Raw genomic sequence first — 15303 nt, 5'->3', positions numbered from 1 at the left:
TATGCCCCCACTCTTTCATAGGGGTGGGGGCAATTACTATTATTCTACCGGTTCTACAATTCCAAAACTTTCCACTATTTTCAATTCTCCGTTTACTACTTGAGTTAAGTAGATCGGAAGACTTGCGTGATTCGTTTCAGTCTCATATTGTACTGCTCCACGCGGACCTTCAAAAACAATGTCACCAATGACTTCGTCAATTTTCTCCCAGTCAAGACTTTGTGCTTTATTTGCAGCTAATGCCCACATATGAATAGCTTCATAAATTCCTATAGACATAAAGCTTTGAAGATCAGCATTTTCCCCGAATACTTCTTTATAGTTATTTGTGAATGCTACATTTTCAGGTGTGTCAATACTTTGGAAGTATTCTCCAGTAGAAAAGATTCCATTAGCACTGGAGCCCATAGCTTGTACAGAATTTTCGTCGATTGCGACACCTAGAATTTTCGTTTGTTGATGAAGACCTTGCGCATCAAACTGATTCAGAAATGAAACAGCATCCGAACCGACAAGAATTTGCAAGATAAAATCTGGTTTTGCTGCGTCTATTTTTGCTAGTATAGAAGAGAAGTCAGAAGTTCCCATTGGAGCAAAATCTTCTCCTACAATTGTTCCTCCAAGTTTTTCAATTTCTCTTTTTGCTGCTTCTGCCGTATTTTGTGGGAATACATAGTCATTTCCGATTATGTACCAGCTGTTTGCTCCTTCATTTTCTACTAAATACGGAATAACAGGTTCAATAATTTGTTTTGGAACAGCGCCATTAACGTACATATACTTTAAGTATTCTTCCCCTTCATATACTAGCGTATAGAAGAATGGAATTTGAGCTTGATTAATGATTGGATATAGTGCATTCCTTGTAGCACTCGTGTCGGCAGTAAATAATGCAACAATTTCATCTCGCTCAATTAAAGAATTAGCTTGTACATTTCCAGTAGCGGGGTCAGAATTAGAATCATTAATAATAAGTTGAACAGGTTTGCCCATTACACCGCCGTTCTCATTTATTTCTTGAACAGCTAATTCACCAGCATTTCCTAAACTATTTGCCCAAGGTGCTCCGGCCCCACTTAAAAATGAAACCATTCCTATTTTAATAGAATCATCGGATCCTGCATTTCCATTACTAGAACTATCTGTTCCAGCAGTATCTGAACCGCAAGCAGCAAGCATAAGTAGAAGCAGTGTACTCACAACGAGAGCCACAATTTTCAATTTATGTTTATACACAGTTATTACCCCCTTTTTATTTTTTATTTTGCAGCTGCTTCTTTTTCCACGGCATCCTTATATTTTTTGTCCCCTTCTTTTAATGTTTCAATGATGTCTTCTGCATTTAATACTCTCCCAAACCCTCTTCTCATTGTTCTTAAAGTTGCATCATGTGCAATAGCACTGTCAGTAGCATTTATATCTTCTCCAAATACAATATGATAATTTAAGAAATAACCAGTTCTAGCTGTTGATTCACAGCAGAAATTCGTTAACGTTCCAGCAATTATGAGCGTCTTAACACCTAAGTTTCTTAATACATAATCTAAATCAGTTCCTGCAAATGAACAGTATGCATGTTTCGTGCGAATAACTCTTTCAGTCGGAAGTGGATAGATTCCAGAATAAATATCAGCTCCCGGAGAGCCCTCCTTGATTGCGCCATCTTTAATCGGATTCCAAAATTTATAAAAATCAGCAGAACAATCTTCAGCAATATTATGAGCTGTAAAAATAACTGGAACCCCCAAATCTCTACAAGCATTTACCACTTTACTAACACGTGGAATCATCCGATATGCCTCAGGTACACACATAGGGTGTGATGGATTAACAAAATCCTCTTGAAGATCAATAACAATCAATGCACATTCTTCTTTTTTAATTTCAAAAGCCCAATGTTTGTCAGTATTATAGTCTCTTTCGGCAAATTCGATAAACTCTTCCTCACCAGAAAATACTCCTTTTGTCTCAAGTTCTTGAGGTGTTAACAATTCATCCTCGGTACGGTTATAAATTTTCAAAAAATCCATTACTTCTTTACTCTTCATTAAGTAACACTCCCTTAAAAATTATTATTTTTATTTGCAGATGATCAAGTAGTATACCTTCTGCAAAGATGATAATTGTACCTCAGTGAATCTGTTAAACTGTTTTACTTTTAAATACGACCACTTTTCTTCCAGTTTCAATATTAATGTATTCGGTATTGTGTATACATTAAGTAGCTTTATTAAATAATATTCTACGTATAAAAAGAAGTCAACTATTTTTTCGGAAATTTCAGTTAGTTATTTTTTTTATAGTTAACTAAATATATTGAAATTTAATCAATTACTTACGTAAATTACGGTGCTATTTTCCTGTATATAGAAAACTATAGTTATAAGAATAACTTAAAGTAGCTAGATGTGCATTGCGGATGGTTCTTTATTCCTAATTTGATTTCCTAAATGTAATGCCTTCTTTCTAAAGAGTTTAATTTTCTAAAAATAAAAAATATGCGTTCTTCGTGCTATAATGCGTGTAAGCGTTATCACAGAAAGGGGAAACTTGTTTATGTCTATGGATCAATTGGTAAATTGCTACATATTGTATAAAAAGGAACAACCTTCACATGTTAATGATTTGTTGGATTACATTCAGCTAAACTACTTTAAAGGTAAACTATCATCACCGCAATACCGAACTTTATTGAAAGAGGTCTCCAATCGAAGCGCCGTCAAGCCTGATTACTTTTTAGAAAGTACAAACATGGAAGCTGTTTATTAAATGTCATAGTCATAGATCCCGTTGCGAACAAAACATAAGCAAAAACACAAGCCAAAGACGGCTCGTGTTTTTGCTTATGTTTGTTATTGTAGTCCTTATCTTTCTAACTTGCGATATAGAGATTCGCGAGAAATACCCAATTTCCGAGAGCCTTGGCACGGTTGCCTGCTGTTTTTCAGATAAGTCTATAAGTATTGGTGAGTGAGTAGAAATCATGAGTGGCATTTTTTCCCCAATTTTATATAGAGAACGACTAAGTGCCCTAACTGCTTCTGGATGTAAGAAAGCTTCTGGTTCGTCTATCAATAATAACTTATTATCACTTTCACCCATAAGCTTCTTTTCTATCATGTTTTGAATAAGATATATTAAACTCATTCTTTGCAAACCAGTTCCTTGATTTGCTAATGGCATTTCAGATTGGTTCTGACTATCAATGTTAACATTTGAATTTGTAGTCTTTAATATGTCACTAGATGAAAAACCTTCACTTTCTCCACCAACTACATTTAAAGATAAATGTTCGTTTGAAAATAAACTTTGTAAATCTTTAGAAACATCACTACTTACTTGTTCAAGTTGTTTGTCCGTACTTAATTTAAGCTTCCTTAAAAATTCAGGATATGCTTTTTTTATTTGTGCATACTCCTCTGCTAATTCTTTTAACTCATTTTCTTCTTCTGAGATATTTGCCAAGTTCTCAATCTTCTGCAAATCACTTTTGATAATCTCTGAATATATATTTTGAATTAAGTCATTAATATCATCAGGTAACATAGATGGAGTTATGTAAAAAGGTTTATTGTTGAGGATTTCATCTAATTTATCTTTTAAGTCGTGGTTTGCTTTGATTTCAACATCATTTTCATCATAAAATTTCGGTGCAGACTCTTCTATGTATTTCTTAACAACAGTTACTGTTTCTTCACCAGACTCAAATACAGCACTTAGTATAATTTCCTTCCCACTTTCAGAAAAACAATCGATACGAATAGTTTGGGGTTTACCCTCTTTTTTGAAAAAACAATTAATAGCTTCTAGTACAGTTGATTTACCAGTATTATTTCTCCCAGTTAAAATAGCAACTGAGTCTTTGGAAAAATCAATAGAAAAAGTCTCTTTAAAGACCTTATAATTCGTTATACTAAACTTTGTTAAACTCATTAAATTCCCCCCTTATATTGATAAGTTAAATTCTACCATATATATTCTACTTTTACTAAGGTTGTCGAGTTATAAAAAGAGTCGGGATTGGTACCGACCCCCAAAAGTTAGAGTAGAAAACTAACTTTTGGGGGTGTTTTTATGGCTAAATATAGTGAGGAATTTAAAATAAAGCTTGTTACTGAGTATTTACATGGAGATCTTGGATATAAATTATTGGCGAAAAAATACAATATGCCCTCTCAAACACCATTACAAGATTGGGTAAGAGCCTTTAAGACCCAAGGAATTGAGGGATTAAAGCGAAAAAAGGTGAAGGAAGCTTATTCTATTCAATTTAAATTAGATACGATACAATTTATGCTAGAGACAGGTGCTTCTTATCAGGAAACTGCTGATCAATTTAGATTGAACAATCCTTCATTAATTCACCGCTGGATGAAAACATTTAATGAACAAGGAATAGAAGGCCTGAACCTAAAGTCAAAGGGGCGACCTTCTATGTCTAAAAAACCAAACAAAAAGAAAAACGAAAATAAAAAACTGACGCGTGAAGAAGAATTAGAACGAGAGAATGAATTACTAAGGCTAGAAGTAGCATACTTAAAAAAGTTGAGAGCTTTTCGGGAAAATCCGAGTGCCTTCCACGAAAAGCACAAGCAAAGGTCGCATTCGAACTCAAAGAAGAAGGGTTCCGATTAAAAGATGTTCTCCTTGTCGTGGGCATCCCAGAAGCAACTTACCATTACCAAGTGAAAAATTCTGGCAAAGAAGATTCGGACGCAAACTTAAAAGAAATCATTACAGATCTATTTAAAAAGTTTAATGAACGTTATGGTTATAAACGAATCACTAATGAATTAAAGAAATTAGGTCATTCCATCAACCATAAAAAAGTGTATCGCATCATGCGAGAATTGGGATTAAAATGTGTGAAATTTATGCGGAAATCGCGTAAATACAATTCCTATAAGGGGAACGTTGGAAACGTAGCGAAGAATCGATTATCACGCCGTTTTAGTACACCTATTCCTCTTCAAAAGTTAGTAACCGACATTACAGAATTCAAGTGTCTTGGCGATGATAAGTTATATTTAAATCCAATTCTTGACCTTTATAATGGAGAAATTACTGCGTATGGAATCAAGAAACGTCCAACGTTAGATCTTGTCATGGAACCTTTAAAAGAAACTATAGAAGTAATAAAAAGTCATGCAACCTATCGAACCACCATCCATTCCGATCAAGGCTGGCATTATCAGCACAACAAATGGGTAAAGGTGTTAAAAGAAAACAAAATTTTTCAAAGCATGTCACGTAAAGCAACCTGCGCAGACAACGCTTCGATGGAGAACTTCTTTGGGATTTTAAAGCAAGAAATGTATTATGGGGAAGAATTGGTAAGCTATGAAGAATTAAAAAGACGAATTGAAGAATATATCTACTGGTATAACCATGAACGATCAAAAGAAAAATTGGCTGGGATGAGTCCAGTTGAATACCGAACTCACTCCAACCAATCAGCTGCATAATAAAAACTCTAACATTTGGGGGTAACCACCATTAAGTACATACTCTTGTCTAGTAGACAGTACTAAAAAAGAGCCCTCAACCTTCATCCATCCATTTCTGAAGGTTGAGTCTTTCAAACATTAAGGGAACATTCGTGGGAGAATTTGTTTGGGAAGGATGAGAGCTTAAGTAAGTTCTTTGGCTCTATTATTTTTATAATATCTTTTCTATAGAAACGCTAAAAGAAAAACGATTCCACATTAAATAGATGGAATCGTTTTTTTACCTAAAACAAAGTTTGACTTTTCGATGCTAGATACCATGAAGGTTTATGGCTCATTGTTTTACTACCAGCTTCCGTATACTTAAAGTCTAGTCCTTCATTCTTTAAATCATTAAATAAGTCGGTCAGCTCAAGACCACCTTTGACCCAAAGTTTTCCGCCTTTCTCACGCATATCAATAATGTCCAGACCCTTTTCCATTAGATAATTGTTGATCCACGACAGTTCCTCTTTTGTTTTTTCTACTTTAAGCTTCGGTATGACATATTCAACTTGATTGGATGGTGTTTCAGTAGAATTAGGTACTGGTGCCAAATTAGATGTGATCCCCATTTCATCTAGCTTCACCCACAGACTCTCCATCGCTTTTTCACGGTTAAAATAAAATTCTCTACCTCTGACTCGCCAAAACTTCCATCCTGAACGTTCAAGAGATTCTTGTCGTTGCATATCTTCTTCAAACTTTTCAGGTCCATGCCATCTCTCACCGTCACACTCTACAGCAAGACGATCACGGATTCCCTCGATGACAAAATCTATCCGATATCTTCCAACCACTACTTGTGGAGTTACTTTGTAGCCTCGGGCTAAGATCATTCGCAATACGTCTTTTTCAAATGGCGAATCGCACTTATCCTCAAGGTCTTCAAATTGTTCATTCGTACGATTTGGGGTTTTACAGTAACTTAATAGTCTGTATCTCAAATCATCAGGATTTAAATCTTCCAAATCTATTGAGTGATACAATCTTATTTGATTTTTTGCACGGCTAGCTGCGACATTAAATCGTTGTTTATCACTTGTTTTTGTCAGTGCCATGAAACGTCGTCCAGGAGCAACGATCATCGATAAAAAGATAATGTCGCGTTCATCTCCTTGAAGAGTATATGAGTTACCACAAATAATTTTACGTTCGACATACTCTTTTTCACCAAGTGCTTCTCGTATTCTAGACTCCAGCAGTTTCGCTTGCTTTTGGCCTTGAAGGGCAATAACCCCAAATGTTTGCCCTTTATACTTAGGATCTTTAACTATCTCTTTCATATCTGCAACTATAGCGTCTATTTCTGGAACGTTAATATCCTTATCTTTTTCATCATTGTAACCATCATTCACTTTAATGGCCATAACTGGTGGATCAATCTTTTCTTCTTCTAACGGAAGGCGAAGCGGGATCATTTCACCACCATAGCTTAGGTCATTTGAAAATTGAATGATCTCAGGAACACACCGGAAATGTTCTCTTAACATGAGCTTTCCTTCTTTAGGGAAAATTTGTTCAGCAATTTCATAAAGTGAAATATTGCCGTCAAATAGATTTCCGTTCGGGATGCCATTAAGATACCTTCTCACCAATTCATGGACATCATCTAGCTTTGTCCCGATATCAGTAGGACTGATTTGTTCATCATCCCCTACAACGATTACTTTTTTACCGCGCATCAAAACGTTAATTGAAAACAGATCACATTGACTGCTTTCATCAAAGATGATGATATCAAATTTGTCATTGGTGACAGGGAAGTTTTCTAACACTTGGTTTACAGGCATGATCCAAACAGGAATAGCCGATTGGGCTGTTTTCATCTCATTCCGTGCATCTTTTAGATGTTGATGGGCGTATTTCCCTGTTCCTTTTCCAAATCGTTTAATATATGTTTTCCAAGCGGAGAGTGAACGTTTCTCACTTTCTGTTATTCGTTCGATTTGATTTTTCCAAGTCGATTGACTCACTATGTCTTGAATCAGTCTTTTCTGTTCTTTATGTTCTTCTTCGATTTGATTTTTAATTAGGCCGACATTCATGTCTTTAGTTTCATCCAACCAAGTATGAAGTTTCTTCAATTCAAAAGCTTCTTCGTACTGTTCAGGAAAAGGAATGGTTTGCCCTACTGACATTTCAATCGATTTTCCTGTTAAAGGTAATGAACTTGCTAGGACATGTAAAACCTCATAGAACCGTTTTACATCTATTTGCAGTGTTTCTAAATGGCCAAGTTTTTCTAATCGTTCTTTCCATAAGACATCATCCTTGGCCTGAAACGCAGTAATAAAGTCCTTCCATATCGGATGAGCACCTTCTTGATTTGCTTCCTTTGTAAGTTGTGCTCCTTCTTCATTAAACTCCTTTAGCCATTTCTCATATTCTACATATTGTAAAACGACTTCTAATTCACCCGCTAACTGCTTATACATTTCAGCTGAAAATACATCGAGTTGAGACATTGTGTAAGGATTGATTTCTTTCTTAAAGGCTTGTATAGCATCTACTACTTTTAATAGGATATCTAACTGTTGAAGCTTCTGATCTAAAGCGTGCGGGAACCTCTCATCTTCGAGTTCAATCGTCTCCAGTCCAACATCAGTCATATTTCCATTAAAAACTCTCGCTGCCTCATCTCGTTTTTGTTGGTAACTTAAAGACAGTTCAAGTATTTCGATGTCCTCAACCGTTCGGATCGACTCTCCATTAAGGATACTCGATTCAAATAAATATTTGGTTTGTTTTCCTTTGAACATAAAAAAGAGTCCACTTGGTTTCTTCCCTGATTTTAACCGCTCCTTAGCAATTGAAATATCTTCTACCAGTTCCTGTCGCCCTTTATTAGGAAGATTAATTTTATGAGTAACGAGTGAATGATAGAGCTCAAACAGCTCTTCATTTTTCGTCTTTAACTCAGAAAGCAACGTTCTCCAGCGTTCCTCTCGTTTACCACCGGCCATGCAATCATCTAAAATTAATTTGTACTCGCTACTTGAGAGAATACCAGCATTTTGGTAAATTCCTTGAACGTGTGTTAGTAAACTTTTAATGATTTCTTCTTCTAGAGGAATATTGTATTTCTGTTGAATATGTTTTGTTTGTTCAACCGAATTCTCAAGCTCTTTCCCTTTATTAATTAAATCTGTGAAAGAAATAGCACTGCGAATATCCTTTTCCACTTTTGGTAAATTTTCTTTAAATAAGGCTAAGTCCTCTTTTTGCAGCTTCCCTTTTATATCCCATAATTCTCTAAACTCAGGAGATGAGATCGGGAAACTCAAATTCATTTCTACCTCATCATGTAACCACGCATAACTAATCGTTGAGTCAGCCAAGCGCTTTGCTACATCATATTTGAAAAGTTTCTCACCTTTATAATCTAGAGGTGTTCCTTCATTCTCGGCATAGGTCCGTAAATCATTTTTTAAACGAGCTTCATTTCGCTTACTTTGGTCAAGCAGCTCTTTATTTCTCGCAATTTCATTTGTAAGCTTTTGAGCATCTAGTTCTCCTAACTTTTCACTTAAAGAACGAATCGATTGCTCAATTTCCTGAAGAGATTCGCGCCCCCCACCTAGGACAGGTACACATAAATCCCTAATATCCTTTGGAATTTTCGCTTTTAGGACTTTTAATGGACTTTCTTTCTGGCTCGTAATTAAGATCTTTTTACCTTGAGCAAGGAAATGAGACACTAAATTAGCTATAGTATGGGTTTTCCCCGTTCCCGGCGGTCCCTGAACCGATACCCCATAATTGTGCTCGATTCGATTAACTATTTCTTTTTGCTGCTCATTAGACTCCAACGGGAAATACAGATCATTTGTTGAGAAGTCTAGCCTTCCATTATGTACTTCAGAAGGTTCCCCCTCAACTGCTTCTGATTGTTCACCCACGATTGCTTCTAGCGCAGGAGTCACCTCAAGATCACCGTCTACAATTCCTTTAATTATTTTTTCTAAATCATCCCGTAAAACTCGAACACTTTTTCTTCTTAATGAAAAGAAGCTTTCATCATAAATCGCTGGATGTTGAGTTACTTCTATTTTAGAGTGGTCCTCAATAAATTTTCCGTTCGGGTCAAACAAATGTATGTACTGGGTAAAAAAAGTATCAAGATTATCTATGATCGAGGTTGTTTGAATACTTTTATTTAACTCATTAATTTTTTCTATGTTATTGATCCGGACACCAGAGAACATTTCGCGTTCAACATTCGTAGACACTTGTACTTGTTTTATAGAAATAATTCCTTTTTCTGCATCCAGTTCTAACTCCAATTTTGTTGTCAGTAATGGGTAACGGATCGTTCCCACCTTTTCATCCGGATGCTTCCAACAAAAGAGCCCCCTAGCGAAGATAAATTCCAACGTTTCTCCTTCTTTTTCTAGTTGTTGAATGAGATCAAAGTACTGAACATAAAGATCATTCACTTTTTTCTTTTCACGTAATCGCTCGGCCCAATTATTCCATTCATTTTCCCAACTTTGAAAAGTTGTCACCCTTTTAGGATCCTCTGAAAAATCTATCGTCATCTCATTCTCATTTTCGTCAAGAACCGTTCTCTCATCTATACGCGTTACACTGCTTCGTTCATTTCGATAATTAAAGTCGATCCAGCCACTTAATATCGGATCGGGCTCGGGAGGAGTTTCATCATCTCGCGTAATTTCAGGACGATGAATTTCGAGAAATGCATCCTCATCCTGGCATTGATCAAATAAATAACAACCAGGTAAACTTTTAAATTCTTCTGTTGGCCAATTTTTTTCAAACTCTTTATAGTCTCTTGTTACTTTCCCTACTAAACTATTCAACGCAAGCAGGTATTCAAAGAAGTTTCTTGCTTTCTGTTCCGTTCCATTTTGTGTCACATTCAAGCACCTCACAGTTACATCTATCCCTCTATTTTACAACTTTATCCTTTTGTTGGGAACTTTATGCTTTTTAAGGGTATGTTGAAAATAAGATGAATATATGAGTTTGTTTATAGATTGTTTTTTAATTTATTACAAAATATAGAAAAGGGAATTATATACCCTAACAAAACCACCAATTGAAAAAGCTACACAAGGAGAGTTAAGAAACTATCTTGATGTAATGGGTACTCAAATGAGTTCTCAACTTTGAAGAAAATAATAATGTACAATCTTTCATATTTAGAACAACTATACAATTTATTTGATATAGTTTTAATATTAATCATTAATTCAATTAATTACAGAAAAAAACAGGTAATTTACGAAATGAAGTTTTGCAGAGGAATGGAGGCATTTTATTTTGATTCTTAACAAGCAAACAGAAAAAGTTACTTTTTGGAAAAGTAAACACTTAAAATCGATGGATTGTTTGCATGGTACCTATATTCACCATGCCTTCTCAAATCATGTTCACTGTGAATTTGCTATGGGTGTTATCGAAGACGGTGTGGAGGGATTTACTTTCTCCCCCCAAAATCAATCACATCATTCATTTTTTGGGGAGGGTAAACAAAAATGAATGATAACCGTTTATCCTTTCTGGGTGTAATATTTGGAATTGTTGCAGGGGCAGCTTGGGGATTAGCATTTCTTATTCCGAATATACTTTCCACTTTTTCAGCATTGGAAATTACTTTGGGGCGCTACTTTATGTATGGCTTATCTTCTCTTCTTATATTCATGATGTACAAAAAAAATCCATTACATATTCCATCAAGAGTATGGTCTAGAGCACTGCTTTATGCTTTTACTGGAAATATCGGATTCTTCTTTTTTTTAGTATTAGGAATCAAGTATGCAGGAGCAACCGTTACCACGTTAATAATTGGAACTCTACCTATAGTTATCAGTTTTGTTGGGAATCTACTAAATAAAGAATTTCCTTTTAAAATTTTATTAATTTCTGCATGTTCAATATTAATGGGTATCTTTCTATTGTATAGCAGTGGGCAAGGAGAGGTTAGTAGTATAACTGTATCAAAAAGTAGTCTTTTGTTTGGCTTCCTATGTTGTTTCGTTGCTCTTGCCTTGTGGACATGGTATGGAATATCAAATGCTAATTTTCTCAAAAAAGAATCTGAGGTTTCTCCAGGTCTTTTTTCCACAATCGTTGGTGTCCAAACGCTAACATTAGTTATAATCTTTCTGCTTATTAGTAGGCTAACAAATCAACAAATACTGAGTACACTTTTAGTTCAGGATTACTTTATGCATTATTTGATTGGGATTATTGTTTTGGGGATTATTAGTTCGTGGGTGGCAACATGGGCATGGAATCAAGCTTCTATTCGATTAACCGTTTCCATGGCTGGTATGATGATTGTTTTTGAGACAATGTTTGGGTTACTTTATTCATATGTTTATCATGCCACTTTTCCTTCTATTTTGGAATGGGTAAGTATCTTCTTTATTCTTCTAGGTGTAACATTTGGTATATGGAAAATCAGTATGTATAGAAAACCTGAACATGAGCGATTAGTAAGCTAAGCTCTTGGATCGAGAGTATGTGAATTTATGAAATTCACGCAAACTTATCATAAAACCAGGCTCTTAATCTCTTAGGAATTGTGTTTCGATATATGGGAATTAATTCCTTACAAGAGGAGCTGAAATTATAGCAACTCGTAGGATCCGTTTTATTTGTAAGTATATATTTTTTATCAACGGGAAGCCTTTCTGAAAGAATGTACTTCAAGTAAGTGTAGCATTACTTAAAGAAAACAATCTAAATTTAACCGCGTGGATTATAATACATATCCATGCGTTTTTTTTTATGTTAATTATATTTTCACTAGTGTTGCATTAAAAGGAACGAAATATTTAAAATACTATAAATCTTCAATTATTGATTGATTTGGATACAAAAAAATCCTTTACAATGGAAGTACAGGTGGTTCCTGTCCAAATCCAAAAGTAAAGGATATCAGCTATGGACAAGAATACACGATTATCTTCATTTGGTAAATGGGTTGCGCCCATAAATATAAAACTTTTTGATGAACAAGTTGAAAAGTATCAACTTGATAAGTACACAAAGAAGCTAAAAACACTCTCTTTTACTAAGCTTTTTCTTTATGCTCACTTAAATCAAATGGAAAGTCTCCATGATCTTAATACAGCACTGGCTGATGAGAAGTTACAGAAAGAACTTGGATTTAAATCAATCAGTGTCTCTCAGCTTTCTCGTAAGAATAGAGCGATAGACCCTGAGTTTTTATCAACTATCTTTCTTGAACTTGTACGTCTGATTCACCTCAAGACAGAAAAACGAAAAGCCATCCGACCGATTAAAATCATTGACTCTAGTACGATGCCACTCAATCTTACTCGTTGTCAGTGGGCCAAATTTCGAAAGACTAAAGCTGGCGTAAAACTTCACCTTAGGTTAGTTTACGTGGATCAGGAATTGGCATACCCAGAAAAAGCCATTATCACAGATGCTTCGGAACACGACCGAAACCAACTTGAAATACTCGTTGATGATAAAGACGCCATGTACGTGTTTGACCGCGGGTATGTTGATTATGAACGATTTGATCGTTATACAGATGATGGTATCTTTTTCCTATCCAGACTAAAGAAAAACGCAGTTATTCGAGAGATTGAAACGTTTAACATTCCAGAAGGTAGCCCAGTAACATCAGACAAAATGGCCTATATCGGCACAACACAAAAGCGATGTGAAAATGTGTTTCGTATTATTGAAACCGTTGATTCAAAAGGACAATTACTACGCTTGATTACCAATCGCTTCGATTTAACAGCTGAAGAAATTGGAGATCTATACCGTTCAAGGTGGGCAATTGAGCTCTTTTTCAAATGGTTAAAACAGCACGTAAAAATTAAAACTTTTTTTGGTTATAGTGAAGAAGCAGTTCACAATCAACTGTTTTTAGGACTGATTACGTACTGCCTTAGTGTACTTATCCAACTAGAAATCAAAAGTAAGCAAACACTTTTACAGATCACTCGATGGTTGAAGAGAACTTTATGGCGGCCAGTCCATGTATGGTTCAGTTATATTAGTCCCAAAGGGATTCCGTAAGAACTTTACTAGCTGACCGTCACTTAAGAACTAAATGTATAATTTTACCAAATGGACAGTACCACCTTTCGCTTGGTGTTGTCTTTTTAGCTCATTTGCCACGAAGTGCAAAATACAGAATATTCTAACTTATAGAATGCAGTTTTATGCAACACTAGTGTTATATTTTATTAAAATTATTAGTGAGTTCAGTTTTTAATTTTTATCACATTATCGTTACTACTAAATATAATGAATTCCTCTTTTATTAATTTTCACTTTACTCTACTAAAGGTTTGCAAAATGATTGCAAATCGTCTTTTGTATCTCATTTTAGAAAAACTAGAAGTTTGTATAAAACAACAAAACCCCTTGCTACGCATGGGTTCAACAATCATATGTATGGTGACCCGTGACGGGATCGAACCGCCGACCTCCGTTCTTTTTAGATGATAGTCCTTCCCTTTAATTGGTACCCACTTTACAACTAAAAATAATTTGCATTTTTATCATTTCTCATATATATATTAATTTAAGAACGAACGTTCCGTACGAAAGAGGTTATTATTATGGCTGAACTAGGGCGATGTGAGAAGCTACTAATATTACAAAACGATTTCAATTGAACAAACATTCAAAAAATTATTGATTTAAATTCTTCTAGCCTTTAATATTATTTCTTGGATACGTATTCAAGGGAGGATTTTTTATGTTAGGAATGTTAAGCGATGATGATTTATTGGAAGCCTATAACAAAGCAATTAACTGTAAACTATCTAAAGATTTCATTGAACTATTGAAGAAAGAAATATTAAAAAGAGAAATTACATATACTAAATAATTATTTACTATTATCAATCTTTTCTTGAAGCCATTGTAAGAATTCAATTTCTTTTTCTAATAATTCTCTTTGTAACTCACTTTCAAAATAAGATACTAATTCATTCACTTTCTGTTCAGTCGGCAAATTTCTCACTCCTTTACAAAAATATATTGCAAAAGTTAGAAAATTTCAACTGTTTTTTTGTCCTCTCTTTTTGAGTGGACTTTTTATCTTACTGATAATTCTACAAATCAACTCTACTACCCTTTTTCTGTTCTACTTTATAGACTTTTACATAAATGGATAGGCTACACTTAGTTGGACAATAAAAATAAGGTCTAGTAGAATAACATATAACGAGTGAGGAGCGAATCTACTATGTCCAAAAAAAGAAGAACGTTTACCACAGAATTCAAGAAGCAAGTGGTTGCTTTATATGAAGGTGGAAAAAGTCGTCAAGATATTGTCCGTGAATATGAATTAACTCCGTCTGCTTTAGACAGGTGGATTACTCAGTTTCAACAGTCTGGTTCCTTCAAAGAGAAAGACAATCGAAGTCCAGAGGAACAAGAATTGATTGAGTTAAGAAAAAGAAATAAACAGCTAGAAATGGAAGTCGATATTTTAAAGCAAGCCGCGCTGATCATGGGGCGAAAATAGAAGTCATTGAGAAAAATCGGCACTTCTATTCGGTATCAGCAATGTGCAAAGTCCTACAAATAGCTCGAAGCACCTTTTATTATGAAACAGAAGTAGCTGCTCAAAAAGAAAAGGAAAAGGCTACAGAAGAACAAGAATTAAAAGAAAAAATACTAAAAATCTTTAATGAAAACCGTAAAGTATATGGAACTCGTAAAATAAAACGAGAGCTTTTAAAAGCGGGTCACAAGGTTTCCAGACGTCGCATAGGAAGGTTGATGAAAGAGCTCGGAATCCAATCGAAGTATGCACAACCTTCCTACAAACCAATGAGCTCTCAGCCAA

General features: G+C 35.0%; 11 protein-coding genes and 1 pseudogene. 7 read left to right on the top strand and 5 right to left on the bottom strand.

Annotated features, from left to right (window positions below; genetic code table 11):
- Nucleotides 1–39 precede the first annotated feature (39 nt).
- Together BK574_RS24890 and BK574_RS24885 are read right to left on the bottom strand one after the other, a co-directional pair.
- Nucleotides 40–1236 carry a substrate-binding protein gene (locus tag BK574_RS24890; RefSeq protein ID WP_078430523.1) on the bottom strand — a complete coding sequence of 399 codons (1197 nt, stop codon included), beginning with the start codon at nucleotides 1234–1236 and terminating at the stop codon, nucleotides 40–42.
- Between the two features lie 23 nt (nucleotides 1237–1259).
- Entirely contained in the window at nucleotides 1260–2048 is a 789-nt protein-coding gene (locus tag BK574_RS24885) for a cysteine hydrolase family protein (RefSeq protein WP_078430522.1), read from the bottom strand.
- A 508-nt stretch (nucleotides 2049–2556) separates the two neighbouring features.
- Between BK574_RS24885 and yppF the strand changes: the two genes are divergently transcribed.
- Nucleotides 2557–2769: a YppF family protein gene (yppF, locus tag BK574_RS24880; RefSeq protein WP_158211762.1), complete on the top strand. Its 213-nt coding sequence runs from the start codon at nucleotides 2557–2559 to the stop codon at nucleotides 2767–2769.
- A gap of 9 nt (nucleotides 2770–2778) precedes the next feature.
- On the opposite strand, the gene BK574_RS24875 is transcribed toward yppF, so the two are convergent.
- Entirely contained in the window at nucleotides 2779–3933 is a 1155-nt protein-coding gene (locus BK574_RS24875) for an ATP-dependent nuclease (protein WP_078430520.1), read from the bottom strand.
- Between the two features lie 141 nt (nucleotides 3934–4074).
- Between BK574_RS24875 and BK574_RS24870 the strand changes: the two genes are divergently transcribed.
- Both BK574_RS24870 and BK574_RS24865 read left to right on the top strand, forming a co-directional pair.
- Nucleotides 4075–4635, top strand: coding sequence for a helix-turn-helix domain-containing protein (locus tag BK574_RS24870; RefSeq protein WP_078428007.1), 561 nt, complete (start codon nucleotides 4075–4077; stop codon nucleotides 4633–4635).
- On the top strand, nucleotides 4533–5465 hold the full coding sequence (locus tag BK574_RS24865; RefSeq protein WP_238458136.1) for an IS3 family transposase: 933 nt from the start codon (nucleotides 4533–4535) through the stop codon (nucleotides 5463–5465). The genes BK574_RS24870 and BK574_RS24865 overlap by 103 nt, the downstream gene beginning before the upstream one ends.
- A gap of 266 nt (nucleotides 5466–5731) precedes the next feature.
- Here the strand turns inward: BK574_RS24865 and BK574_RS24860 are convergent, their stop codons facing one another.
- A complete protein-coding gene (locus tag BK574_RS24860) occupies nucleotides 5732–10366 on the bottom strand; it encodes an AAA domain-containing protein (protein WP_078430519.1) in 4635 nt (1544 codons plus the stop codon).
- Between the two features lie 621 nt (nucleotides 10367–10987).
- Here BK574_RS24860 and BK574_RS24850 point away from each other — a divergent pair.
- From BK574_RS24850 to sda, 3 genes are all read left to right on the top strand, one after another.
- Entirely contained in the window at nucleotides 10988–11959 is a 972-nt protein-coding gene (locus BK574_RS24850; RefSeq protein ID WP_078430517.1) for a DMT family transporter, read from the top strand.
- A 442-nt stretch (nucleotides 11960–12401) separates the two neighbouring features.
- A complete protein-coding gene (locus tag BK574_RS24845) occupies nucleotides 12402–13517 on the top strand; it encodes an IS4 family transposase (protein WP_078427739.1) in 1116 nt (371 codons plus the stop codon).
- Between the two features lie 688 nt (nucleotides 13518–14205).
- Nucleotides 14206–14337 (top strand): sporulation histidine kinase inhibitor Sda, encoded by a 132-nt coding sequence (gene sda, locus BK574_RS24840; protein ID WP_078430516.1) that lies wholly within the window; start codon nucleotides 14206–14208, stop codon nucleotides 14335–14337.
- Here the strand turns inward: sda and BK574_RS28995 are convergent, their stop codons facing one another.
- Complete coding sequence (locus tag BK574_RS28995) at nucleotides 14338–14463, bottom strand: hypothetical protein (RefSeq protein WP_274379449.1); 126 nt, start codon at nucleotides 14461–14463, stop codon at nucleotides 14338–14340.
- 234 nt (nucleotides 14464–14697) lie between these two features.
- On the opposite strand from BK574_RS28995, the pseudogene BK574_RS28625 reads away from it, so the two are divergent.
- A pseudogene (locus BK574_RS28625) lies at nucleotides 14698–15303 on the top strand (IS3 family transposase); the annotation flags it as partial.

The sequence above is a fragment of the Alkalihalobacterium alkalinitrilicum genome (genome assembly GCF_002019605.1).
GTDB lineage: Bacteria > Bacillota > Bacilli > Bacillales > Bacillaceae_F > Alkalihalobacterium > Alkalihalobacterium alkalinitrilicum.
This window is presented reverse-complemented; position numbering and strand designations above follow the sequence as displayed.